20 protein-coding genes are annotated in these 21691 nt (G+C 67.6%); 12 read left to right on the forward strand and 8 right to left on the reverse strand.

Annotated features, from left to right (window positions below):
• Positions 1-111 precede the first annotated feature (111 nt).
• From Q9246_RS19060 to Q9246_RS19070, 3 genes are read right to left on the reverse strand one after another with little or no spacing between them, the layout of a single operon-like run.
• Positions 112-438 (reverse strand): DUF3325 domain-containing protein, encoded by a 327-nt coding sequence (locus Q9246_RS19060; protein ID WP_306392280.1) that lies wholly within the window; start codon positions 436-438, stop codon positions 112-114.
• Positions 431-2110: a PepSY-associated TM helix domain-containing protein gene (locus Q9246_RS19065; protein WP_306392281.1), complete on the reverse strand. Its 1680-nt coding sequence runs from the start codon at positions 2108-2110 to the stop codon at positions 431-433. Before Q9246_RS19065 ends, Q9246_RS19060 begins: the two co-directional genes overlap by 8 nt.
• Positions 2111-2419: an iron uptake protein gene (locus Q9246_RS19070; RefSeq protein ID WP_306392282.1), complete on the reverse strand. Its 309-nt coding sequence runs from the start codon at positions 2417-2419 to the stop codon at positions 2111-2113.
• 362 nt (positions 2420-2781) lie between these two features.
• Between Q9246_RS19070 and Q9246_RS19075 the strand changes: the two genes are divergently transcribed.
• The 3 genes from Q9246_RS19075 (at position 2782) to Q9246_RS19085 (ending at position 7867) form a co-directional block, all read left to right on the forward strand.
• Positions 2782-5115, forward strand: coding sequence for a dynamin family protein (locus Q9246_RS19075; RefSeq protein ID WP_306392283.1), 2334 nt, complete (start codon positions 2782-2784; stop codon positions 5113-5115).
• Positions 5112-7196, forward strand: coding sequence for a dynamin family protein (locus tag Q9246_RS19080; protein ID WP_306392284.1), 2085 nt, complete (start codon positions 5112-5114; stop codon positions 7194-7196). The genes Q9246_RS19075 and Q9246_RS19080 overlap by 4 nt, the downstream gene beginning before the upstream one ends.
• 134 nt (positions 7197-7330) lie before the next feature.
• Complete coding sequence (locus Q9246_RS19085; protein ID WP_306392285.1) at positions 7331-7867, forward strand: carboxymuconolactone decarboxylase family protein; 537 nt, start codon at positions 7331-7333, stop codon at positions 7865-7867.
• A gap of 6 nt (positions 7868-7873) precedes the next feature.
• Here the strand turns inward: Q9246_RS19085 and Q9246_RS19090 are convergent, their stop codons facing one another.
• Positions 7874-8491 (reverse strand): hypothetical protein, encoded by a 618-nt coding sequence (locus tag Q9246_RS19090; protein WP_306392286.1) that lies wholly within the window; start codon positions 8489-8491, stop codon positions 7874-7876.
• A gap of 224 nt (positions 8492-8715) precedes the next feature.
• On the opposite strand from Q9246_RS19090, the gene Q9246_RS19095 reads away from it, so the two are divergent.
• The 9 genes from Q9246_RS19095 to Q9246_RS19135 all read left to right on the forward strand — a co-directional run bounded on the left by Q9246_RS19095 (position 8716) and on the right by Q9246_RS19135 (position 18809).
• Positions 8716-9405, forward strand: coding sequence for a response regulator transcription factor (locus Q9246_RS19095; protein ID WP_306392287.1), 690 nt, complete (start codon positions 8716-8718; stop codon positions 9403-9405).
• 60 nt (positions 9406-9465) lie between these two features.
• The gene (gene hemA / locus Q9246_RS19100; RefSeq protein ID WP_306392288.1) at positions 9466-10740 is read left to right on the forward strand and encodes a glutamyl-tRNA reductase; all 1275 of its coding nucleotides are present in this window, start codon (positions 9466-9468) and stop codon (positions 10738-10740) included.
• Positions 10741-10819: 79 nt separating this feature from the next.
• Positions 10820-11896: a peptide chain release factor 1 gene (prfA, locus tag Q9246_RS19105; RefSeq protein ID WP_306392289.1), complete on the forward strand. Its 1077-nt coding sequence runs from the start codon at positions 10820-10822 to the stop codon at positions 11894-11896.
• A 292-nt stretch (positions 11897-12188) separates the two neighbouring features.
• Complete coding sequence (locus Q9246_RS19110; protein WP_306392290.1) at positions 12189-12680, forward strand: disulfide bond formation protein B; 492 nt, start codon at positions 12189-12191, stop codon at positions 12678-12680.
• Positions 12677-13498, forward strand: coding sequence for a peptide chain release factor N(5)-glutamine methyltransferase (gene prmC / locus Q9246_RS19115; RefSeq protein WP_306392291.1), 822 nt, complete (start codon positions 12677-12679; stop codon positions 13496-13498). The genes Q9246_RS19110 and prmC overlap by 4 nt, the downstream gene beginning before the upstream one ends.
• A gap of 58 nt (positions 13499-13556) precedes the next feature.
• Entirely contained in the window at positions 13557-15524 is a 1968-nt protein-coding gene (locus Q9246_RS19120; RefSeq protein ID WP_306392292.1) for a DUF885 domain-containing protein, read from the forward strand.
• 77 nt (positions 15525-15601) lie between these two features.
• Positions 15602-17197, forward strand: coding sequence for a glutamate--cysteine ligase (gshA, locus tag Q9246_RS19125; protein ID WP_306392293.1), 1596 nt, complete (start codon positions 15602-15604; stop codon positions 17195-17197).
• Between the two features lie 60 nt (positions 17198-17257).
• The gene (locus tag Q9246_RS19130) at positions 17258-18304 is read left to right on the forward strand and encodes a histone deacetylase family protein (RefSeq protein ID WP_306392294.1); all 1047 of its coding nucleotides are present in this window, start codon (positions 17258-17260) and stop codon (positions 18302-18304) included.
• A gap of 37 nt (positions 18305-18341) precedes the next feature.
• Entirely contained in the window at positions 18342-18809 is a 468-nt protein-coding gene (locus Q9246_RS19135) for a GNAT family N-acetyltransferase (protein ID WP_306392295.1), read from the forward strand.
• A 2-nt stretch (positions 18810-18811) separates the two neighbouring features.
• On the opposite strand, the gene Q9246_RS19140 is transcribed toward Q9246_RS19135, so the two are convergent.
• The 4 genes from Q9246_RS19140 to Q9246_RS19155 all read right to left on the reverse strand — a co-directional run bounded on the left by Q9246_RS19140 (position 18812) and on the right by Q9246_RS19155 (position 21574).
• On the reverse strand, positions 18812-19165 hold the full coding sequence (locus Q9246_RS19140; protein WP_306392296.1) for a hypothetical protein: 354 nt from the start codon (positions 19163-19165) through the stop codon (positions 18812-18814).
• A gap of 99 nt (positions 19166-19264) precedes the next feature.
• The gene (locus Q9246_RS19145; RefSeq protein ID WP_306392297.1) at positions 19265-20608 is read right to left on the reverse strand and encodes a sensor histidine kinase; all 1344 of its coding nucleotides are present in this window, start codon (positions 20606-20608) and stop codon (positions 19265-19267) included.
• On the reverse strand, positions 20605-21279 hold the full coding sequence (locus Q9246_RS19150) for a response regulator (protein WP_306392298.1): 675 nt from the start codon (positions 21277-21279) through the stop codon (positions 20605-20607). Before Q9246_RS19150 ends, Q9246_RS19145 begins: the two co-directional genes overlap by 4 nt.
• Before the next feature lie 100 nt (positions 21280-21379).
• Entirely contained in the window at positions 21380-21574 is a 195-nt protein-coding gene (locus tag Q9246_RS19155; RefSeq protein ID WP_306392299.1) for a hypothetical protein, read from the reverse strand.
• Between the last annotated feature and the right edge of the window lie 117 nt (positions 21575-21691).

Genomic DNA, 21691 nt, shown 5'->3' on the forward strand with positions numbered 1-21691 from the left:
TGGGAATACAAATCCGGCGTGTCGTGACATTACACAACATCAAGCGTACTTGAGGTCAAGCGGGCGAGTCCCGGCGACGAGAATGGGCCGCCCGTGGCGGCCCGAGACGGCTCAGCGGGCGCCTGGTCCTGTCCAGAATACCAGCATCCCGAGGATGCTGGCGCGCCAGGTGAGCGTGAAGGCGATCGCGAGCGTGGCGCCGGCCAGCGCCATGAACCATACCAGTACCGCGATCGATGGCGAATCCACCGTCAGGCAGAGGACCAGCGAGGCCAGCAGGGCGCCGGCGCCGCCCAGGCGCAGGGCCTTGGCCAGCGCTGGAGAAGGGGAAGCGCCGCCCTTGACCTGGGCCCAGTGCACGTCCATCGACAGGGCGAGCCAGCCCATGCCGGCCACGCAGGCCAGCAGGGCCAGCAGCAGGAGCAGCGCGTCAGGCATGACCGGCCTCCAGCGTCACGTTCTTGACCGCCACGGGACGGGCTTCGCGCTGCTGCAGCTTGCGCGCCGCCAGCACCGCCAGCACGGCGCCCACCAGCATGAACAGGTCGGCGCCGGCCACCGGCCAGTAGCCGGCCGCGATGGTGTTGACCAGGTGGTCGCCGGTGGTGATCCAGTTGAGCACCGGGGCCGTCACCGCCAGCACGGCGATGGCCAGGCATTGCTCGCGCCAGGCCGGGGCCAGGCGGCCTTCGGCCACCGCGGCGGTGCGCCAGAAGGCGTGGGCGCCGGCCACCAGCCAGCTGCCCCAGAACAGGTATTTTTCCATCATGCCGCGCAGCGGCCAGCCGGCCGGCATGACGTCGGGCAGCAGGCGGTTGGCGATCAGCATGCACAGGGTGGCCACCAGCATGCCGGTGACGACCGTGACCGCCATCGCATCGACCACGCGCGCGCCGCTCACGCCCTGCTTGGCGTGCTGGCGCTTGCGCTTCTCGACGAAGAAGAACAGGCCGGTGGCGATGCAGGCGCAGCCCGACAGGCCGCCCAGCACGTACAGCCAGCGCAGCAGCCAGTGCTTGAAGTGCTGCAGGTGCAGGCCGGTCAGGAATTCATTGATGCGCGCCACCACGGTCGGCGGCGGATCCTCGCGCAACAGTTCGCCGGTGGAGGCCTTGAAGTGGATGCCTTCGCCGGTCAGCTGGACGCGGTCGGTGCCGGCGCGGTAGACGCTGACATAGCCGTTGGCATCGCCCACGTGGGTGAGGTTCAGGAAGCCGACGTCGCCGGCCATGCCCTTGGCGGCCCAGCGGCGCTGGGCTTCGGCCACCATGGCGTCGACCGAGGCGATCGGCGCCGCCACGCCGGCACGGTCGTGCGGCAGGCCGGTTTCCTTCGACTCGACCAGTTCGTGGCGGTCGTGCAGCGGGGTCAGCTGGGTATGCGTGATCGGGAAATAGATGTAGGCAAAGATCACCAGGCCGGTGAAGGCGAAGAAGAAGTGGAACGGCAGCGCGACCACGCCGGTCAGGTTGTGCAGGTCGAGCATGCTGCGCTGGGTGCTCTTGTTCGGGCGGAAGGTGAACAGTTCGCGGAAGATCTTGCGGTGCATGATGACGCCGGTGACCAGGGCCATCAGCATCATGAGGGCCGAGAAGCCGACGATCCAGTAGCCGACGTTCTTCCAGTCGAAGGTCAGGCTGTAGTGCAGCGGATAGAAGAACTCGCTGCCGATCTTGAGGCGATCGACCGGCAAGGCTTCGCCGGTGCGCGGGTCGACCGTGCGGTTGGCCCAGATCGCCGTTTCATGGTCTTTCGCATTCGGCACTTCATAGCTGGAGAACAGCAGCAGCACCGGATCGCGGTGGGTAGTATAGGCGCCCCAGCTGCGCGGCGTGTCGAAGTGGGCCGGTAGCGGGCCGTCGGCCAGTGGCGCCGTCATGGCGCGGGCGGCGGCGTCGGGCTGCATCTCCTTGAAGATCGGCGTCAGCATCTTGTCGAACGACGGCATCGGCTGCGGTTCGTAGCGGGTGTCCGGGATGGCCCAGCGATCGATTTCGCGGTCGAACACCGACAGCGAACCGAAGAAGAACACGACCATTAGCACCAGGCCCAGCGCCAGGCCGAACCAGGTATGCAGCCAGGCCATCGTGTGGCGGAAATTTGGAAACATTTACACTCCCGTTGCAATGATCAGGCTCTGCAGCCACCAGGCGACCGCGCTCATCGCCGCGCCGCCGCCCACCAGGATCAGCGCCATCTTGCCTAGCCGCTGGGTGGCGAAGGCCACCAGGAAGGCGGTCAGGAAGACCAGGAAACCGATGATGTAGGACAGGTGTTCGGCATCGTGGAATTCCATGCCGGCGGTGTACAGCAGGGCGATGCCCAGGGCAATGACGCCCCAGGTGAAGGCGTAGCCGCCGAGGATGGCCACCGCGGTGCGCGAGGCGATGTGGCGAGGAGTGAGGGTGCTTGTGGTCATGGTCGCGCTGGCTGGGCGTGGCAAATGTGAATGGGGTGGCAAATGATAATCATTCTCATGATAGATGGGTGAAGCCCGCTTGACAAGCGCGATGGCACAGCTGGCGCCGTGTGCGTACGCCCGCGTGACGGGAATCCCACGAAAAATCGAACGAAAGAGGCGGCGTTAGCGCGCCTTGCGACGCGATCTGTCGCCTTGTCTTGAATAATTGCAACTCGATGATGTCGTCGACGCCGAAGTGTTGCATCGACATCAATCGGACGAGAAATTGAACAAATAAGTAATAAGAATGTTCATTTCCGGGTGGCAATGATTGATAATGCACAAATTGCCGGATTTTCGTAATGCAGGATAAATCTCAAATGATGATTGACGCCAATAGTGAAGCATTGAATAGCGGGCTGCGTGCTCGCCAGAACAAGATCAGCCAGGCCCAGGACTACCTGGTGCGCACCCAGGAGCTCTTCGACGGATTCGGGAGTCCCGAGCTCAAGGCGTCCCACGCCAGATTTGCCGAACTGGCGCGCGCGCTGGAGTCGGATCGCACGGTCTTGCTGGTCGTCGTCGGCGAATTCTCGCGCGGCAAGTCCAGCCTGGTGAACGCATTAATGGGCATCGAGCTGCTGCGCTACGCCAAGGAAGCCACGACCGCCGTCAATACCTTCATCAAGGCGCTGCCGCCGGGCCGTAGCGACAAGTTCATCAAGGTGCATTTCCTGGACGGGCGGCCGGCCGAGGAACTGGAATGGACCGATTCCGCGACGCTCGAACGCTGGAGCACCGAGCTCGACGAGAGTCATGCCGATGCCCGCCGCCAGGTCGACCACATCGAGATCTTCATGGCCCATCCCTTGCTGGAGCAGGGGCTGGTGCTGATCGATACGCCCGGCCTGCAGTCGCTGGTCGAGCACCACGAAGTCATCACGCGCAAGGCGATCGCCGAAGCGCATATCGCGATCTGGGTGCAAAGCGCGCTGCAACTGGGCGGCAATGCCACTGAGTGGAAATTCCTGGACGACACGATTTGCCGCAATTTCAGCAAATTCATCACGGTCGTCAATATGTGGGACGAGATCATCGAGTCGCGCGATGCCCAGGATATCGGTAAATCCGAGCGCAAGCTGACCGAGGAGAAGCTGGGCAAGGTCAAGGCCAACTTCCGCAAATACCTGGCCGGCCAGCCCGAGGCGCACCTGGAGGCCATGACCGATGCCGACCACCTGATGGGCGTGAGCGCCCTGTGGGCGCTGAGCGACAATGCATCGAAGCGCGAGCGCTCCGGCGTGCCGCAGCTGGCCAGCTGCATTCGCGACATGTTCAGCAGCGGCGAGGCGCTCGAGCAGGTCTATCGCAAGCCGCTGAAGCAATTGCTGCACATCCAGCAGCAACTGGCCGCCTCGGTCGACGATGAACAGGCCCAGCTGAACTCGACCGACAGCCTCGACCAGCGCCAGCGCGACCTCGACCTGATCGAGCAGGAACTCAAGGGCCTCGAACTCGAATTGAGCAGCGTGACCTCCGAGTCGCGCGTCGAGCACGAACGCGCAGCCAGGTTCCTGGCTGCGCAGATCGAGGAAGACCTCACGGTCCCGCTGGCGAACCTGAAGGCCGAGATCGAAGAGCAGCTGACCGCCGCCTGGGTCGAATCGCAGGTGGCGAAAAAGGTGCGCAAGATCGCCTTGCCGGCCGCCCTGGACGCCCATTTCGGCGAGGTCATGCAGCAGGTCGAAGCCGGCTGGCAGAAGCAGCGCGGCCGCATCGCCGACAGCCTGGAAGGCATGCGCGAAGCCTATGCCGACAAGATGGCCGGCCATGCCGCCCAGTTGAACAAGGCCCTGGGCGCGGTCGACATCACGCTGGACGCGCCCGACGTGGCTTTCGAGCTCGACCTGTCCCCGCTCGAAGACCACCACGCCAGGGCGTCCGAACTGGAACAGGCGATCGCCGAGCATGAGCAGGAGATCGAGGACCTGGAAGCCGAGATCCTCAGGAATCGCGCGGATCCACTGGCGATCGAGCGGGCCCAGGCGAACCTGGTGCGGGCGCAGCAGCGTGTCGACCGGCTCGGTCCCATGCCTTCACCGGAGACCCGGACCAAGTCGACCCAGGTGTCCGAAGGCGGCATGTACTCGTCGGCCAAGTACCAGGACATCACGTATACCGACACCTCCAACGTCGACGCCTGGCGCGAGAACATCCAGCGCGAAGAGGCAGCCATGAAGAACGAGAAGGAGCAGCTCGCGGCCATCGTCGAGGAAGAGCGCCGCCGCAGCGGCGTCACCATCTCGCTCGAAGCGGCCAAGCGCAAGTACGACCGCAAGGTCGAGCGCTTCATGGAGCAGAAGGCCGAGGCGGAACGCAATGCCGCGCAGGCGCGCAACGACGTCGTCGCCCAGACGCTGGAGCGGCTGCGGCGCGCCACTGTCGGCCAGCTCGACCAGCGCATCGCCTACCTGCGCGGCCACCTGGCCGAATCGATCCATGCGCTGTACGACCGGCAGTTGCAGATGCTGGGCGACTGCGTGCAGGAGCAGTTCGTCGAGCCGCTCAATGCCAAGCGCGCCCAGCGCGAGGCGGTGCAGCAGTTGATGGAGCAGGGCAGGGAACAGGTCGAGCGGCGCTTGCAGCAGCTCGCCGACGGCAAGGCCGAGATCGCGGAACTGATGATGCTGACTGAAGAGGCGGGTACCCAATGACGACGCTGGACAAGGACATGACGCAGTATGTGGCGGCCACCAGGGCCTGCCTGCCGCCGGCGCTGCACGGCAAGGTCGACGACATCGCCAGCGGCTGCCGGCTCGGCGCCGCCGACCTGCGCCTGATCGTGCTGGGCGGTTTCTCGGTCGGCAAGAGCACGCTGATCAATATGCTGGCCGGCGGCCCGTGGCTGCATGCGGCGCGCGAGGAAGCCACCGCGCTGCCGACCTTCATCGAATACGGCCCCGCGCCGGCCATGGCGCTGGTCGGGGTCGACGGCAGCGTGGCGCCGGTCGACGCGGCGGGTTTCCGCGCGGCGACTTCGGACGCGCCGGACGGCGCGGCCTGCGCCACGCTGGCACTGCCGCAAGCCTGGCTGCAGGGCGTGACGCTGGTCGACCTGCCGGGGCTGGGCAGCGTCGATGCCGCGCGCCAGCAGTACACGGCGGCCCAGGTCTTGCAGGCCGACGCCGTGCTGTACCTGCTCGATCCGCGCGGACCGGCGGCGCCGGACATCGACGCGCTGCGCCTGGTGGCGCAGTACGGCAAGCGGGTCAAGGTGGTGGTGGCGCGCTGGGACGAGGTAGTCCTGGCGCAGGCGCGCGGCGAGGTGGTCCCGAACCTGGAGACCTGGGCCGCGCAGATCGAGAGCCAGGCCGGCCTGCGGGTACGGCTGGCCGGCGTCAGCCGTGACGGGCTGGGGCGCGAGGAGTTGCTCGAATTCGTGGGCCGCGCGCGCGGCGAGCTGGACGCGATCCGCCTCCGCCGCTTCCAGGCCGAGCTGCGGCCGGTGCTGCAGAATGCGCTGGGCGGCAACGCCCAGGCGCAGCGCGCCTGCGCGCTCGACTCCGAAGATGCCGCCAGCCGCATGCATGGCGAATTGATGGAGCGCAAACAGGAGTTGCTGGCGCTCAAGGGCGAGCTGTACGCACGCCAGCAGCAGGAGCGCGATGCGGCGCTGGACGGCGCCGAGACGGCCGCCGCATCCGGGCGGGCGGCGCTCGAGCGCGCGCTTGGCGCCTTGGCCGAACCGGTCCTGGACGACCAGGACTGGGAAGGTTTCGAGCAGGCCGGCGGCGCCGCCCTGCGCGGCGCGCTGGCGGCCCTGGCCGCGACCCTGAGCGAGCAGTCGCGCCAGTATGGCGAGCTGGCGCTGCCCGAGGGCCAGGTCGAGCGCGTCGACGTGCGCGTGCCGCCCATGCCGGCGGTCGACGTGGCGGCCTTCGTGGAGACCGGCAGGCTGGCGACGCTCCAGCAAGCCGTGCTCGACAAGCAGCACGAGATGCAGGCGGCCGAGAGCCGGCTCGAGTCCTTGCCGGTGGTGGCGTCGGCCGATGCCGAAGACGCGCTGCTGGCGCGCCAGCTCGAGCGCAACCGGGTGGCGGTCATGGCGCTGCCGCGCATCACCGAAGTCACCCCGGGCAACGGCGCCGCGGCGATCGGCCGGGTGGTCGGCGAACTGGCCGATATCGGCGTGATGTTCCTCAATCCCGCGCTGGTCGGCGCCAAGGCCGGTTCGCTGGTCGCTACTGGCGCCAAGGTGGCCAAGGCGACGGTCGACGTCAAGAAAGTGGCGTCGGTGGTGAGCGCCGGGGTCCAGGTGGCGCAGGCGATCCGCACGAATCCGGCGGCTGGCATGCTCGACAAGGGCTGCATGGGTCCGCTCGGCAATATGCAGGGCCCGCCGATCGTGCCGCGGCCGATGCTCGACAAGCTGAAGATGCTCGAAGCCCTGTCGCTCGGCTACTGGGGCGAACGGATCGGCATGGCGCTGGGTGGCGCGCCGACCGAGCGCCAGGTGGTCGACCCCGAGGCGCTGGCGCAGCAGAAGCAGGCGCTGGCCCAGCTCGACCATGAGATCGCGCTGGCCCAGCGCGAGCTGGCGCGCCAGCAGGACCTGCTCAACGAACGGCAGCTGGGCGGCTGGGCGCTGGAGCAGGGCAGGCGCGAGATCCAGCGCATGGAACAGGAAGCGGCCGAACTGGCGCGCCGCCGCGACGCGCGCCAGGAGCAGGCCGCGCCGTCGAAAACTAACGAACTAACGCGAACAGCGCCTTGTCATTTGCGGCAAACATGGTGATGAGACGATCGGGCAATTTTTAGAACAGTTCAAGCATTCAAAGTATCGACGGGCCTGCCTATACTGGATTCATGGCTGCAACACATCAGCCCTGCAGCCAGCCAAGCCAACGCTATTTTGACAAGGAGCTCATCATGACCCGTCTCGCCTCCCACCCCGTCCCGGACGCCACCGGCGCCGCTGCCCAACTGTTCACCGCCATCAAGGGCGCCATCGGCATGGTGCCGAACGCCTACCGCGACATCGGCAGCAACAGCCCCGTCGTGCTGGAAGCGGCGCTGGCCCTGGACGCCAGCCTCAAGAAAACCGCGCTGTCGGCGCGCGACATCGAAGTCATCAAGCTGGCAGTCAGCGCCACCAACGGTTGCGACTACTGCGTGGCCGCCCACAGCCTGATGGGCAAGATGGCCGGGCTGCAACCGGAGGCGCTGGCCGCCGTGCGCCAGGGCCAGGCCAGCGGCAATGCCCGCGAAGACGCGCTGGCGGCCTTCGCCCGCCACCTGGTGACGACCACCGGCACGGTGGACGCCGGCATCGTCGAGGCGGTCAAGGCGGCCGGCGTGAGCGACGCCCAGATCGTGGACGTCACCCTGGCGATCGCGGCGATCACGCTGACGAACCTGTTCAACCGGATCAACGACACGACGATCGATTTCCCGAAAGTCGCGTGAACGGCATCACATGACCAACACCGGCTCCTTCGCCGGCCCGCTGACCGCCCCGCCATTCACCTGCGCGGTGGCGGCATCGTCATCGTTCTCCTCCACCGGCTGCGGCGCCTCGCCGACCGCCTCGGCCCGCTCCAGCTCCTGCACCACCTTGACGCAGGCTTCCACGTGCTGGGCCCCCATCCGCTTGAACAGGGTGTAGCCGATCGCCGCCGAGGCGATCTGCCCGGCGATTGGCACCATTTTCGCCGTGGTCTTGACCGCCATCCGGCCCGCCACCAGCCGGAACAGGCGCGCCACCGCCCCGCGCGTCACCAGTTTCCCGACCAGCATGCCGCCCACCGAGGCCGCCGCCTTGTAGGCGATCACGCGCAGGCGCGGGTGGAGGCGCTCGATCTGCTTCTGGGTCAGGCCGAATTCGGCATTGATTTCGTCGACCAGGGCGGCGAAGCCGGTGATGTCGGCCAGCAGGTCGAGGCCGGGCACCGGCACTGCGGCCACTGCCGCCGACATCGCGGCGCGCTTCTTGACCAGGGCCAGGCAACGGGTGCGGGTAGCGTCGATTGCGACTCCGCTGACGGGCACCCGGTCTTCGGGCACCGTCACATTTTTGCGCATAAACAACATAATTTCTCCCCCTACATTATCTGAAAGACACATGAAATTCAGTCTACGCCAGTGGGAAGATTTTCTGCGTGGTCCCGTTAACACAACAGTCTCATAGTACAAATGTCACCTTTTGGTGTCTCAACGAAGTTTATCAGTAGCATCGTTTTGTGAAAGTCTGATATATTTGGTTTAACTTTGTAGGAATCTTCCTACATAGGCAACTTATACACATTTCGCCCGTCATGAAGATCGCCGTACTGGAGCAAGACCGCCCCCAAGCTGACCTGATCTGCCAGGTCCTCAGCGCTGCTGGCCACAGCTGCCAATCGTATGACAGCGCCAGGGAATTGCTGGGGCAGTTGCGCAAGGATAGTGCGGACATGCTGGTGATGGACTGGAATGTTCCCGACATGGATGGCGCCGAAGTGCTGCGCCGCGCCAAGGAAAAGCTGGCCAGCGCCGCGCCGACCATGTTCCTCGTCGGGAGCAATGCCGAAGACGACATCATCGCGGGCGTCACCGCCGGCGCCGATGACTACCTGGTCAAGCCGCTGCGCCGCGGCGAGCTGGTGGCGCGCGTCTCGGCCCTGCTGCGCCGCGCCTATCCGTCGCAGAACAGCGCCGAGCAGCTGCAGTTCGGCCCGTACACCTTCGAAACCCGCCCGGGCCGCCTGCTGAAGGACGGTTCGGTGATCGACGTGACCCAAAAGGAATTCTCGCTGGCGCTGCTGTTCTTCCGGAATATTGGCCGCCCGCTGTCGCGCGCCTACATCCACGAATCGGTCTGGGTCCGCGAAAACGACGTGCCGTCGCGCACCATGGATACCCATGTTTCGCGGGTACGCAACAAGCTCCATCTTCGGCCAGAGAACGGCTTCCGCCTTGTGCCGGTCTATAGCTATGGCTACCGGCTGGAAAAGCTGGGCGCCTGAAACCCTGACGCCATAAGGGTATAATGGCCGCAGTCCATTGACCCTCGCCTTCCCCCCGAAATGCAACTGCTTGCCGTCGGCCTGAACCACACCACAGCACCGGTCTCGCTGCGCGAGCAGCTGGCGCTCGCGCCCGACCAGATCGGCACGGCGGTGCAGTCGGCGCGCGGCTGGTTCGCACGCCAGGGTGCAAACGGTGGCGAAGAAGCCGCGATCCTGTCGACCTGCAACCGCACCGAGATGTATGCGGCCAGCAGCCTGCCGGACCCGCTCGACGCGTCGGCGCAATTCCTGGCGCACTACCACGCCCTCAACTACGCCGAGCTGCGTCCCCACCTGTACCTGCTGCCGCAGGACGACGCCGTGCGCCACGCCTTCCGCGTCGCCTCCGGCCTCGATTCGATGGTGCTGGGCGAGCCGCAGATCCTGGGCCAGATGAAGGATGCGGTGCGCACCGCCGACGCCGCCGGCGGCCTGGGCACCTATCTGCACCAGATGTTCCAGCGCACCTTCGCGGTCGCGAAGGAAGTACGCACTACTACCGAGATCGGCGCCCACAGCGTGTCGATGGCCGCCGCCGCGGTGCGCCTGGCGCACCGCATCTTCGACCGCATCGCCGACCAGCACGTGCTGTTCATCGGCGCCGGCGAGATGATCGAGCTGTGCGCGGCCCACTTCGCGGCCCAGAATCCGAAGTCGGTCACCATCGCCAACCGCACCATGGAGCGCGGCGAGGCGCTGGCCACCCGTTATGACGGCCGCGCGATCCGCCTGGCTGACCTGCCGGACAGCCTGCATCAATTCGACATTGTGATCTCGTGCACCGCCTCGACCCTGCCGCTGATCGGCAAGGGCTTGGTCGAGCGCGCCGTCAAGGCGCGCCGCCATCGCCCGATCTTCATGGTCGACCTGGCCGTGCCGCGCGATATCGAGCCCGAGGTCGCGCGCCTGGACGACGTGTTCCTGTACACCGTCGACGACCTGGCCCAGGTGGTGCAGACCGGCATGGAGAGCCGCCAGGCCGCCGTGCGCCAGGCCGAGGCCATCATCGAGACCCGGGTCCAGTCCTTCATGCACTGGGTGGGCGACCGCGCCGTGGTGCCGGTGATCCGCGACCTGCAGGAGTCGGGCGAGCAGCTGCGCCAGGCCGAACTGGAACGCGCGCGGCGCATGCTGGCGCGCGGCGACGATGCCGAAGCCGTGCTCGAAGCGCTGTCCAAAGGCCTGACCGCCAAGTTCCTGCACGGCCCGCAACAGGCCCTGCACCACGCCCAGGGCGACGAACGCGCGCGCCTGGCCGACCTGCTGCCGCAGCTGTTCCGCGGCCGGCGTTAGCGCCCCCACCTTCCCGGCGTGCCCGCACGCCCGCCGCGCCGCCCTGGCGCATCGACTATTCATTTTTCCGGGACTGCCCATGAAACCTTCCATGCTGTTCAAGCTGGACCAACTCGCCAACCGCCTCGTCGAATTGGATGAACTCCTGATGAGCGAAGGCGCCACCGCGAACATGGACAGCTACCGCAAGATGTCGCGCGAGCGCGCCGAACTGGCGCCGCTGGTGGACGTGTACAAGCAGTACCAGGGCGCGCTCGAGGACACCGCCGCCGCCCAGGAGCTGTTGTCGGACCCGGACATGAAGGACTTCGCCCAGGAAGAAATCGAGGCCGCGAAGGAGCGCATGGCCGCCCTGGAGCTCGAGCTGCAGAAAATGCTACTGCCGAAGGACGCCAACGACGAGCGCAACATCTTTCTGGAGATCCGCGCCGGCACCGGCGGCGACGAATCGGCGCTGTTCGCGGGCGACCTGCTGCGCATGTACACCCGCTTCGCCGAGCGCAACCGCTGGCAGGTCGAGATGGTGTCCGAATCCGCATCCGACCTGGGCGGCTACCGCGAAGTCATCGTGCGCGTGGTCGGCAATGGCGCGTATTCGAAACTGAAATTCGAATCGGGCGGCCACCGCGTGCAGCGCGTGCCGGCGACCGAGACGCAGGGCCGCATCCACACCTCGGCCTGCACGGTGGCGGTGATGCCCGAGGCCGACGAGGTCGAGGACGTCGACATCAACCCGGCCGACCTGCGCATCGACACCTACCGCGCCTCCGGCGCCGGCGGCCAGCACATCAATAAAACGGACTCTGCCGTCCGTATTACCCACCTGCCGACCGGCCTGGTGGTGGAATGCCAGGACGACCGCAGCCAGCACAAGAACAAGGCCTCGGCCATGAAGGTGCTGGCGGCGCGCCTGAAGGACGCCCAGCTGCGCGAGCAGCAGTCGCAGGAAGCGGCTACCCGCAAGAGCCTGATCGGCTCGGGCGACCGCAGCGAACGCATCCGCACCTACAACTTCCCGCAGGGCCGCCTGACCGACCATCGCATCAACCTCACCTTGTACAAGCTGGACTTCATCATGGACGGCGACCTCAAGGAGCTGACCGAGGCCCTGGCCCAGGAACACCAGGCCGAATTGCTGGCGGCGCTGGGCGACTAGGCTGGTGAACGGGCTGACTTAAGTCATTGTTAAGTTGCCAGATTGAAAATGGCCGGGCGTCGTCAGCAACGTTTATGCGAAAATAGCCGCACGCTTGTCTTCCGTTGGCGCCAGCCTTTTGTGTTGGCATGAAAACGTCGTTCCCGCGCAGGCGGGAACCCAAGTCACTTGCACTGCCACTGTCAGCGAGCGTCAATGGCCATGCCAGCAAACTTGGGTCCCCGCCTTCGCGGGGACGACGTGCTTGCGCTGACTGGAAAGACATCTGCACCGGCCCACATCGAGAAAATCCATGCCCACCAATCGCCAGGTCCTGTACGCCATCTCGTCGATCTCCTTCGCGCTGATCGCCATCGCCCTCTATCTGCAGCACATCATGGAGATGCGGCCCTGCCCGCTGTGCGTGATCCAGCGCTATATGTTCCTGGCGATCGGCGTGTGCACCCTGGTAGCGGCCATCAGCGGCAAGGTCCGTGAAGGCACGATCCTGGCATTGCTGGCGGCCTTCGGCGGCCTGTACACGGTCGGCAAGCACCTGTACGTGATCGCCAATCCCGGCTTCTCGTGCGGCATCGATCCGATGGAAACCATGCTCAACAAGATCCCGACCGCCGAATACCTGCCGTGGCTGTTCCGCGCCGACGGCCTGTGCGAAGGCGCGACCGACGCCATCCTGGGCCTCGCGATCCCGCAATGGTCGGCGGTCTGGTTCGTGGTGCTGACCGTGCTGCTGGGCTGGGTGCTGGTGCGCCAGCTGCGCCAATCGCGCACCTTGCGGGCATGATCGAGGCCGGCGCCACCCTCGGCCAGGCGCGCCTGGCGCTGCCGCTCGACGCGCTGGAAAACCGCATCCTGCTGTGCCATGCGCTGCGCCTGCCGCGCGTGGCCCTGATCACGCAGTCCGAACGTGTCCTGAACGCCGACGAGGCGGCGCACCTGAACGCGCTGGTGCGGCGGCGCCTGGACGGCGAACCGATCGCCTACATTGTCGGCGAGCGCGAATTCTTCGGGCTGCCGTTCAAGGTCAACCCGGCGGTGCTGATCCCGCGTCCCGACACCGAACTGATCGTGGAACTGGCGCTCGAGCGCGCAGCGCCGGGCCAGCGCCTGCTCGACATGGGCACCGGCAGCGGCGCCATCGCGGTGGCCATCGCCTTCACCCGGCCGAGTCTCGAGGTGACGGCGCTCGACGTCAGCGACGACGCGCTGGCCGTCGCGCGCGCCAATGCGGCCGCCAACGGCGCACACGTGCGCTTCATGCGCAGCGACTGGTATGCGGCGCTGGGCGACGAGCGCTTCCACCTGATCGCCTCCAACCCGCCGTATATCGTGGCCGGCGACCGCCACCTGGCCGAAGGCGACCTGCGCTTCGAGCCGGTCGACGCCCTCACCGACCACGCCGACGGCCTGTCCGACCTGCGCGCCATCGTCGACGGCGCCGGACGGCACCTGGAACCCGGCGGCTGGCTGCTGCTCGAGCATGGCTACGACCAGGCCGAGGCCGTGCGCGCCATGTTGAAGGCAGGCGGCTTCGGCGAAGTGCAGAGCTGGCGCGACCTGGCCGGCATCGAACGGGTCAGCGGAGGTCGTCGCGACGGCTAGGGCGCGCACATGCGGGAGCGGGCTTGTTAAAATGGCCAGTCTCGATCCCGGAGCATGCATGCGCTTATTGTTCGCCTCACTCGTCCTGCTTGCGCCGCTGGCCTGCAGCGCCGGCGCCACCACGCCCGCCGATCAGGCGGCCCAGCTCTACGCGAGCGACTGGCAATGGCAGTTGCGACACGCCCCCGAAAAAGCCACCTCCCTGGGCGAGCACCGCTACAACGCCTGGCTGGGCGATGCCTCGCTGGCAGGCCGCGCGGCCGCGCTCACGCATGAACGCACCGTGCTGGCGTCGGCCCGTCAGATCGACCGCGCGCAACTGGCCGGCGCAGACCAGGTCTCGCACGACCTCTTCATCGCCGACAAGGAGCGCCTGGTCGCCACCCTCGCCCTGACGCCCTTCGATCCGCTCCCGCTCACCGCCTACGACGGCCTGCAGGTGCGGCTGCCGCGCCTGGTCGCGCAGATGCCGTTCATGAGCGACGCCGATTACCTGGTGTACCTGGCGCGCCTGCAGGCGCTGCCGGCCCATGTCGACGGCCTGGTCGAACAGCTGCGTGCCGGCAGGCAGGCTGGCTGGACGATCCCGAAAGCCGCCATCGCACCGGTGCCGGACGCCTTGCGCGCGCTGCGCGAGAAACTGGCTGACGGTCCGCTCGGCGCGCCGTTCCAGCGCATCCCGGCCACCATCGCGCCCGCGGTGCGCGACCAGTTCCGCGCGCTGGGCGGCAAGACCCTCAACGAGCAGGTGGCGCCCGCCCTGCGCAAGCTCGAAGACTACCTGCGCCAGGAATACGTGCCGGCCGCGCGCGACAGCATCGGCGCCGCCGCGCTCTCGGGCGGCCCCGAATGGTATGCCCAGCTGGTGAAGAACAGCACCACCACCGCCATGACCCCGGCCCAGGTGCATGCGCTCGGCCGGCAGGAGGTGGCGCGCCTGCGCGCCGCGATCGAGCAGATCATCCCACGCACGGGTTTTCGTGGCGGCTTCAATGAATTCATCACCTTCGCGCGCAGCGACCGGCGTCTGTTCTTCAGCGATCCGGCCGCCCTGCTCGACCGCTACCGGCGCACGCTGGCGCTGGCCCAGGCCAGGGTCGGGCGCGTGGTCACGCTCACCCCGGCGACGGGCATCGTGGTCAAGCCGATGGGCGCTGGCAGCGGCGGCCAGCCGGCCGCCTACTACGAAGCCGGCAGCGCCGAGCGCAGCGCCGCGCTGGTGGTCGACACCGCGCGCCTGGATGCGCGCCCGATCTGGCAGGTCGACACCATCGCCCTGCACGAGGCGGTGCCGGGCCACCACCTGCAGGTGGCGCGCGCCCAGGAACTCGACCTGCCGGCATTCCGGCGCCACGCCTGGTACGACGCTTACGGCGAAGGCTGGGCCACCTATGCCGAGAGCCTGGGCCCGGAGCTCGGCCTGTTCCAGGATCCGTTCTCGCTATTCGGCCACCTGAACGAAGAGATGTTCCGCGCCGCGCGCCTGGTGGTCGACACCGGCATCCACTCGCTCGGCTGGACGCGGCGGCAGGCGATCGATTATCTGAACACGCACACCGCCAATCCGCCGCTCGACAACGAGGCCGAAGTCGACCGCTATATCGCGCGCCCGGCCCAGGCGCTGGGCTACAAGATCGGCCAGCTGCGCATCCTGGCGCTGCGCACCCAGGCGCGCGCCGCGCTGGGCCCCCTGTTCGACCTGCGCCGCTTCCACGACGCCCTGCTCGGCGGCGGCGCGCTGCCGCTGCCGGAACTCGAACGCCAGATAAGCCGCTGGATCGCGGCCGAGAAGGATCCGGCGACCCGCGCCCAGGCCGGGCAGCCGGCCGCCAGGGCGCACTTCAATGCCGACGTCGACCTGGAGCCGGAATCGACCTGGGAGCCCGCCTTCGACTTCGATTTCGTGCTCGATGGCGAGCTCGAACCGGGCTATGACCCCGGTCCGGCGCCCGATTTCGTGCCGCCGGCCCCGCCCGCGCCGCCGCCTGCCGGCAAGTCCTTCAACGCCCCGCCCTGGCGTGAATGAGGGGCGCCCGAACGCGCAGTCCGTTTTTCGGTTAATCTCTGCTCCAACGGAAATGGCAGTATAAGAAAGGAAACACTGTGTCGAACCAATTCAACCGCCGCCTGGCACTGCTCGACGACGACGAACACCGCGCCCTGCTGGGCCAGGGCCTGCGCGGCATCGAGCGCGAAACCCTGCGGGTCGACGCGGCGGGCCGCCTGGCGCGCACCCCGCACTCCCCGGCCCTCGGTTCGGCACTGACCCACCCGCACATCACCACCGACTACGCCGAGGCGCTGCTGGAATTCATCACCCCGGCCGAACACGATATCGGCCTGGCGCTGCACCGCCTCGACGCGATCCACCGCCATGCCTACGCCAAACTGGGCGACGAGATGCTGTGGGGCGTGTCCATGCCTGGCGAGCTGCCGCCCGAGGACGAGATCGAGATCGCCTGGTACGGCACGTCGAACATCGGCATGCTCAAGCACGTGTACCGGCGCGGCCTGGCCCTGCGCTATGGCAAGGCGATGCAGTGCATCGCCGGCATCCACTACAATTATTCGCTGCCCGAAAAACTGTGGCAGCTGTTCGCGCAAGAAGAAGGGATCGCCGAGGAACGCCGCCATGCGCTGCGCGACTTCCAGTCCGAGAGCTATATCGCGATGATCCGCAACTTCCGCCGCTATTCCTGGCTGCTGATGTATTTGTTCGGCGCGACGCCCGCGCTCACCACCAGCTTCCTGCGCGGCCGGGAGCACACGCTCGAGACGCTGTCCGACGACACCCTGTACCTGCCGTATGCGACCAGCCTGCGCATGAGCGACCTGGGCTACCAGAACGACGCCCAGTCCGGCCTGCGGCCGCACGAAAACAGCCTGGAAAGCTATGTCACGAGCCTGATGGATGCGGTCAACCGCCCCTACGAGCCCTATGCGAAGCTGGGTACACAGAAGGATGGCGAGTGGATCCAGCTGTCGACCAATGTGCTGCAGATCGAGAACGAGTATTACTCGACCATCCGGCCCAAGCGCGTGATTCGCACCGGCGAGCGGCCGGTGCAGGCCCTGTGCAACCGCGGCGTGCAGTACATCGAGGTGCGCTGCCTCGACGTCGATCCGTTCGAGCCGGTCGGCATCGCCCTCGACACCGGCCGCTTCCTGGACGCCTTCCTGCTGTTCTGCGCGCTCGAGGAAAGCCCCTTGATCAGCGCCCACGACAGCCAGCTGCACGCGCGTAACTTCGCGCGCACGGTGAAGGAAGGCCGCCGCCCCGACCTGACCCTGACCCGCGACGGCCTTGAAGTGCCGCTCAGGGAATGGGCGCTGGAACTGGTCGAGCGCATCCGCCCGGTGGCGCAGTTGCTGGACGACGGGCACAACGAAGGCGACGTGCACCAGGCTTCGCTCGGCAAGCAGAAGGCGAAGATCGAGGATCCGGCGCTGACGCCGTCGGCGCGGGTGCTGGAAGAAGTGCGCGCGCTCGGCTCGGCCGCGGCCTTCGGCCTGCAGCAGAGCCGCCTGCACGCGGCCACCTTCCGCGACAGTCCCCTGATGCCGGCCGAGGAGGCGCTGTTCGACGAGATGGCGGCCGCCTCGCTGGCCGAGCAGGCCAGCATCGAACAGACGAACACCGGCAGCTTCGACGACTTTGTTGCGGCCTACAATAGCAGTAAGCTATGCTCCAACAACTGAGGTAGCCGCTCCCAGCCCCGCGCTGCGGCGCCCGCCTGAATCCGCCGCCGCGAGGACCACTTGCTCACGTTTTACAACGAACACCACGCCCAGCATGACGGCCGCGTCGAGATCTATCGCGGCGAGCTGGTGCCGTGTTCCGAAAAGCCCGAGCGCGCCACCTTCGTGCTGAAGGAATGCGAGCGGCGCGGCCTGGGCGCGATCGTCACGCCGCATGGCGTACCGCTGATGACGCTCGAGCGGGTGCACAGCCCGCGCTACCTGCACTTCCTGCGCCATGCCTGGAGCGAGTGGATCGCCCTCGATCCGCGCAATGCCGGCAGGGACGCCTTCCCGGCCGTGTGGCCGATACGCACCCTGCGCGCCGACGTCGAGCCCAGCAATTTTTGCGCCCGCCTCGGCCTGTATTCGATGGACGCCGGCACGCCGCTGACGAGCGGCACCTGGATCGCCGCCAAGACCGGCGCCGACTGCGCCGTCAACGCCGCGCACGCGCTGCAGCGCGGCGAGCGCGGCACCTTTGCGCTCACCCGTCCGCCCGGCCACCACGCGGGCAGCGATTTCTTTGGCGGTTCCTGCTTCCTGAACAATGCCGCGCTGGCGGCCCAGCACCTGCTGGACGACGGCCTGGAACGGGTCGCCATCCTGGACCTCGACTACCACCACGGCAACGGCACCCAGGGCATTTTTTATCACCGTAACGACGTGCTGTTCGTCTCGATCCACGCCGACCCGCGCCTGGAGTATCCGTTCTACCTGGGCCACGCCGACGAGACCGGCAGCGGCGCCGGCGCCGGCTTCACCATGAACATTCCGCTGGCGCCCGGCTGCGGCAGCCCGGCCTGGTTCGCGGCGCTGGAGACGGCCTGCGTCAAGATCGCGATGACGCGGCCGCAGGCGCTGGTGGTGTCGCTCGGCGTCGACGCCGCCCCGCATGGCGCCGATCCGCGCTTCGGCCTGCAGGGCGGCGACTTCCTGCGCATCGGCGAACGCATCGCCCATCTGGGCCTGCCGACCGCCTTCATCTTCGAGGGCGGCCTCGCCGGCCCCGAACTCGGCATCCATACCGTCAACGTGCTGGAAGGTTACGAGACCGCCGCTGACTGACCTCCGTTTTATCGTTCACCTTCATCGCTTCGCATCCATGACCTTACCGAGCCTCATCGACTGGCAGTTCTCGCGCTTCGCCGACCTCACCCCGTTCGACCTTTACGAGGTGCTGGCCCAGCGCCAGAACGTCTTCATCCTCGAGCAGACCTGCCTGTACCCGGACATCGACGGGCATGACCTGGAGGCCCACCATCTGCTGGGCTGGCGCACCGTCGACGGCAAGCGCAGCCTGGCCGCCTACCTGCGCGTGCTGGCGCCCGGCGCCAAGTACGACGAGATGTCGATCGGCCGCGTGATCACGACGCCGGCCGCGCGCGGCACCGGCGCCGGCCGCGCCCTGATCGACGAAGGCATCCGCCAGGCCGAGGCCCTGTATCCGGGCCACCGCATCCGCATCGGCGCCCAGCAATACCTGGAACGCTTCTACGGCGGCTTCGGCTTCGAGACGGTCTCGGCGCCGTATGACGAAGACGGGATCATGCACATCGACATGCTACGCTGAGATCAATGGCAATTGCGTGGCCGGCGGCCGGCCTCGCGGTCTTTCTTGGCCTCGCGGTCGCATTCCATCTTGCGCACCATCTCGAGGCTGTCCTTGCTGTTCTGGGTCGCGATGCGCTGGCGCTCCAGCGCGTTGAGCTTCTCGCTGTCGCGCCGGCTCTGCTGGGCCAGCATGCAGTCGGTATATTCGCGCGAGCCCTGGCGCGCGCCGAAGTCGGCGCAGGTATTGTTGTCTTCCGAGAGGTTGGCGTAGCGCCGCTGTTCCGGCGACTGGCATGCGGCAAGGCCCGCGCCCAGCACGGCGACCAGGCCCAGCATCAGTAGCGGGCGGCCCGCGTTCAGGTAGGTTCGGCTCATTCTCTTGTTCTCCTGTCTGGATGATCCGGCGCACGACCATCGTGGCCGGAGGCGATGGCATCGCCTTGGCAAACAGTAGAACAGCCCGGCATTGCGGGATCATGGGCTGCGCGCGGGCGCGGACTGCGGCTTGGGAAATTCCACGCGCGCGAGCGTGCCGCCGCCGGGTGCGCCGAGCAGCGCCACGCGGCCGCCGTGGCGTTCGACCACCTGCTGCACCAGGTGCAGTCCCAGGCCGCTGCCGGCCGATCGCGGCCGCAGGCGATGGAAGGGTTCGAACACGCGCTCGCGTTCTTCCGGCGGAATGCCGGGGCCGTCGTCCTCCACCTCGAACGACGATCCCGCCACCCGCACGACCACGTGGCGCCCGCCATGCTCGATCGCGTTCTGCACCAGGTTGGTCACTACGCGCTCGATCGCGCCGGCGTCGCCGCGCACCGGCAGCGCGCCGTCGACCACGACCTCGATCGAGCGGTTCGATGCGATCAGGAGCGGCGCCAGGTCGCCGGCCACGCGCCGCACCAGCGCCGCGAGGTCGAGTTCCTCGTCGCGCCAGGCGCTGTCCAGGCGCTGCAGGTCGAGCATCTGCTCGGCGAGGTTGGCGAGCCGCTCGACGTCGCTGCCCAGCCTGCGCATGGCAGGATCGGTAGCCGCATCGACCTTGACGCGCAGGATGGCGATCGGCGTTCTCAGCTCGTGGGCGGCCGAGGCGATGAAACGGCGCTGCCGTTCATAGCCTTCGTCCAGCCGGCCGAGCGCCTCGTTCACCGCCCGCACCAGCGGCGCGATCTCGCTCGGCACCTGCGCTTCGCTAAGCCGCATGCCGCGCCGGCTGGCGTCGATCCGCTCGGCCTCGTGCGCGATCCTGGCCACGCCCCGCAACGAACGCCTCACGATCCAGGGAATCGCGACCAGCGACATCAGCACCATCAGCCCGAAGATCGGCAGGGCGGCGACGCCTGATGCCGCGATGACGGTAAAGCCGATCTGCGCCAGCTTGCCGTGGCCCAGGATCGTCACCGGGCCGGCCGGCGACTCTTCGCGCCGGATCACGGCGCTCAGCACATGGGGGGCGAAGCGGTCGCGCACATGGCCGTAGGAGAGATGCCGCAACAGGGCGCCGGCGCCGGCATATTGCGGCGGGACCTGGCCGAAGCTGACGCGGCGGCCATCGTCGTCCTCGGCCACGAACCACAGCCGGGGCGACTCCGCGCGCAGCGCGGCCAGCTGTTCCGTCATGCGCACCGCCAGGCCGCCATCGGCGTCGCGCACGAGGGCGGCGGCGATCACGGGAGTGATGCGCTCGTCGGTATACGGCCCGCCGCTGTCGGCGCGCAGCGCCAGCGCGACGATCACCGGAAAGCTGATGCACAGGATGGCGAACTGCAGCAACAGCGGCTGCACGATCAGCGGCCACTTGAGCGACGGCGGCCGGCGGCTCACGGCCGCGCCTGCAGCAGGTAGCCGACGCCCTTGATGGCGTGGATCTCGATGCCCGCATCGGCGGCGGCCAGCTTGCGCCGCAGGCGCGAGATGTGGGAGTCGAGCGTGTTCGACTGGATGGCGTCGTCGAAGCCGTACACGCCCTGCTCGAGCGATTCGCGCAGCACGGTGCGTCCGCGGCGCTTGACCAGCGTGGCCAGCACGCGCAACTCGCGCCGCGCCAGGTCGAGCCGCACGCCGGCGACGCTGGCTTCGTCGTTGGCGACGTCGAACACGAGCGCGCCGACGTGGATTTCTTCGGGTCCCAGTTCGGCCGGGCGCCGCCGCACCGCCCGTATGCGCGCGAACAGTTCCTCGAGCGCGAAAGGCTTGGCCAGGTAGTCGTCGGCGCCTTCGTCCAGGCCGGCGACGCGGTCGGTGACGTCGCCGCGCGCGCTCAGCACGATCACGGGCAGGCCGGGATGCGCCGCGCGCAAGGATGGCAGCAGCGACAGGCCGTCGCCGTCAGGCAGGGTGCGGTCGAGCAGCACCAGGTCGTAGGCGTGCATGCGGCACGCCTCGCGCGCCAGCGCCAGCCGGTCGACATGGTCGACCACGTATTTTTCGCGCTCGAGCGCGACGCGCACCGTGGCGGCGAATTCGATTTCGTCCTCTACCAGCAGCATTCTCATTGGGCATCTTCCATGGACAAGGGCTAGCCTGGGAGTCGAGCCTACCTGCGGCGCATTGCGTTAACATGGCACACGCCTGGTCGTGCTGCCGGGCCGCCGTTCAGGACGCGGCCAGGCGGCCCGCGCCCAGCAGCGCCACCGCGGCTGCCAGCAGCAGCCAGGCGGGCGGTTCCCTGCCCGCTGGAGGGGACGCGACGACACAGGGCGCCGCCGGCGACGCGGCCGCGGCCGCGGCCGGCGCGGCATTGCAGCAGGCTACGACGAGCAGGATGACACAGCAAAAGGAAGCACGCATGATGGGTTCGGCATGAAAAGCCCCGAGCATTGCCCGCCTTCCCACTGCCTTCCATGCGCCAGGTCAGCCGTGCGCACGAAAAAAAACCGGGGCGACGGCCCCGGTTCGGTCACGCGC

It is taken from the genome of Telluria beijingensis (assembly GCF_030770395.1).
Classification (GTDB): Bacteria; Pseudomonadota; Gammaproteobacteria; order Burkholderiales; family Burkholderiaceae_D; genus Telluria; species Telluria beijingensis.

Excerpts from the sequence above, each read along its gene's own strand:
- Q9246_RS19060 (WP_306392280.1), bottom strand. The coding sequence starts at position 438 with ATGCCTGACGCGCTGCTCCTGCTGCTGGCCCTGCTGGCCTGCGTGGCC.
- Q9246_RS19065 (WP_306392281.1), bottom strand. The coding sequence starts at position 2,110 with ATGTTTCCAAATTTCCGCCACACGATGGCCTGGCTGCATACCTGGTTC.
- Q9246_RS19070 (WP_306392282.1), bottom strand. The coding sequence starts at position 2,419 with ATGACCACAAGCACCCTCACTCCTCGCCACATCGCCTCGCGCACCGCG.
- Q9246_RS19075 (WP_306392283.1), top strand. The coding sequence starts at position 2,782 with ATGATGATTGACGCCAATAGTGAAGCATTGAATAGCGGGCTGCGTGCT.
- Q9246_RS19080 (WP_306392284.1), top strand. The coding sequence starts at position 5,112 with ATGACGACGCTGGACAAGGACATGACGCAGTATGTGGCGGCCACCAGG.
- Q9246_RS19085 (WP_306392285.1), top strand. The coding sequence starts at position 7,331 with ATGACCCGTCTCGCCTCCCACCCCGTCCCGGACGCCACCGGCGCCGCT.
- Q9246_RS19090 (WP_306392286.1), bottom strand. The coding sequence starts at position 8,491 with ATGTTGTTTATGCGCAAAAATGTGACGGTGCCCGAAGACCGGGTGCCC.
- Q9246_RS19095 (WP_306392287.1), top strand. The coding sequence starts at position 8,716 with ATGAAGATCGCCGTACTGGAGCAAGACCGCCCCCAAGCTGACCTGATC.
- hemA (WP_306392288.1), top strand. The coding sequence starts at position 9,466 with ATGCAACTGCTTGCCGTCGGCCTGAACCACACCACAGCACCGGTCTCG.
- prfA (WP_306392289.1), top strand. The coding sequence starts at position 10,820 with ATGAAACCTTCCATGCTGTTCAAGCTGGACCAACTCGCCAACCGCCTC.
- Q9246_RS19110 (WP_306392290.1), top strand. The coding sequence starts at position 12,189 with ATGCCCACCAATCGCCAGGTCCTGTACGCCATCTCGTCGATCTCCTTC.
- prmC (WP_306392291.1), top strand. The coding sequence starts at position 12,677 with ATGATCGAGGCCGGCGCCACCCTCGGCCAGGCGCGCCTGGCGCTGCCG.
- Q9246_RS19120 (WP_306392292.1), top strand. The coding sequence starts at position 13,557 with ATGCGCTTATTGTTCGCCTCACTCGTCCTGCTTGCGCCGCTGGCCTGC.
- Q9246_RS19135 (WP_306392295.1), top strand. The coding sequence starts at position 18,342 with ATGACCTTACCGAGCCTCATCGACTGGCAGTTCTCGCGCTTCGCCGAC.
- Q9246_RS19140 (WP_306392296.1), bottom strand. The coding sequence starts at position 19,165 with ATGAGCCGAACCTACCTGAACGCGGGCCGCCCGCTACTGATGCTGGGC.
- Q9246_RS19150 (WP_306392298.1), bottom strand. The coding sequence starts at position 21,279 with ATGAGAATGCTGCTGGTAGAGGACGAAATCGAATTCGCCGCCACGGTG.
- Q9246_RS19155 (WP_306392299.1), bottom strand. The coding sequence starts at position 21,574 with ATGCGTGCTTCCTTTTGCTGTGTCATCCTGCTCGTCGTAGCCTGCTGC.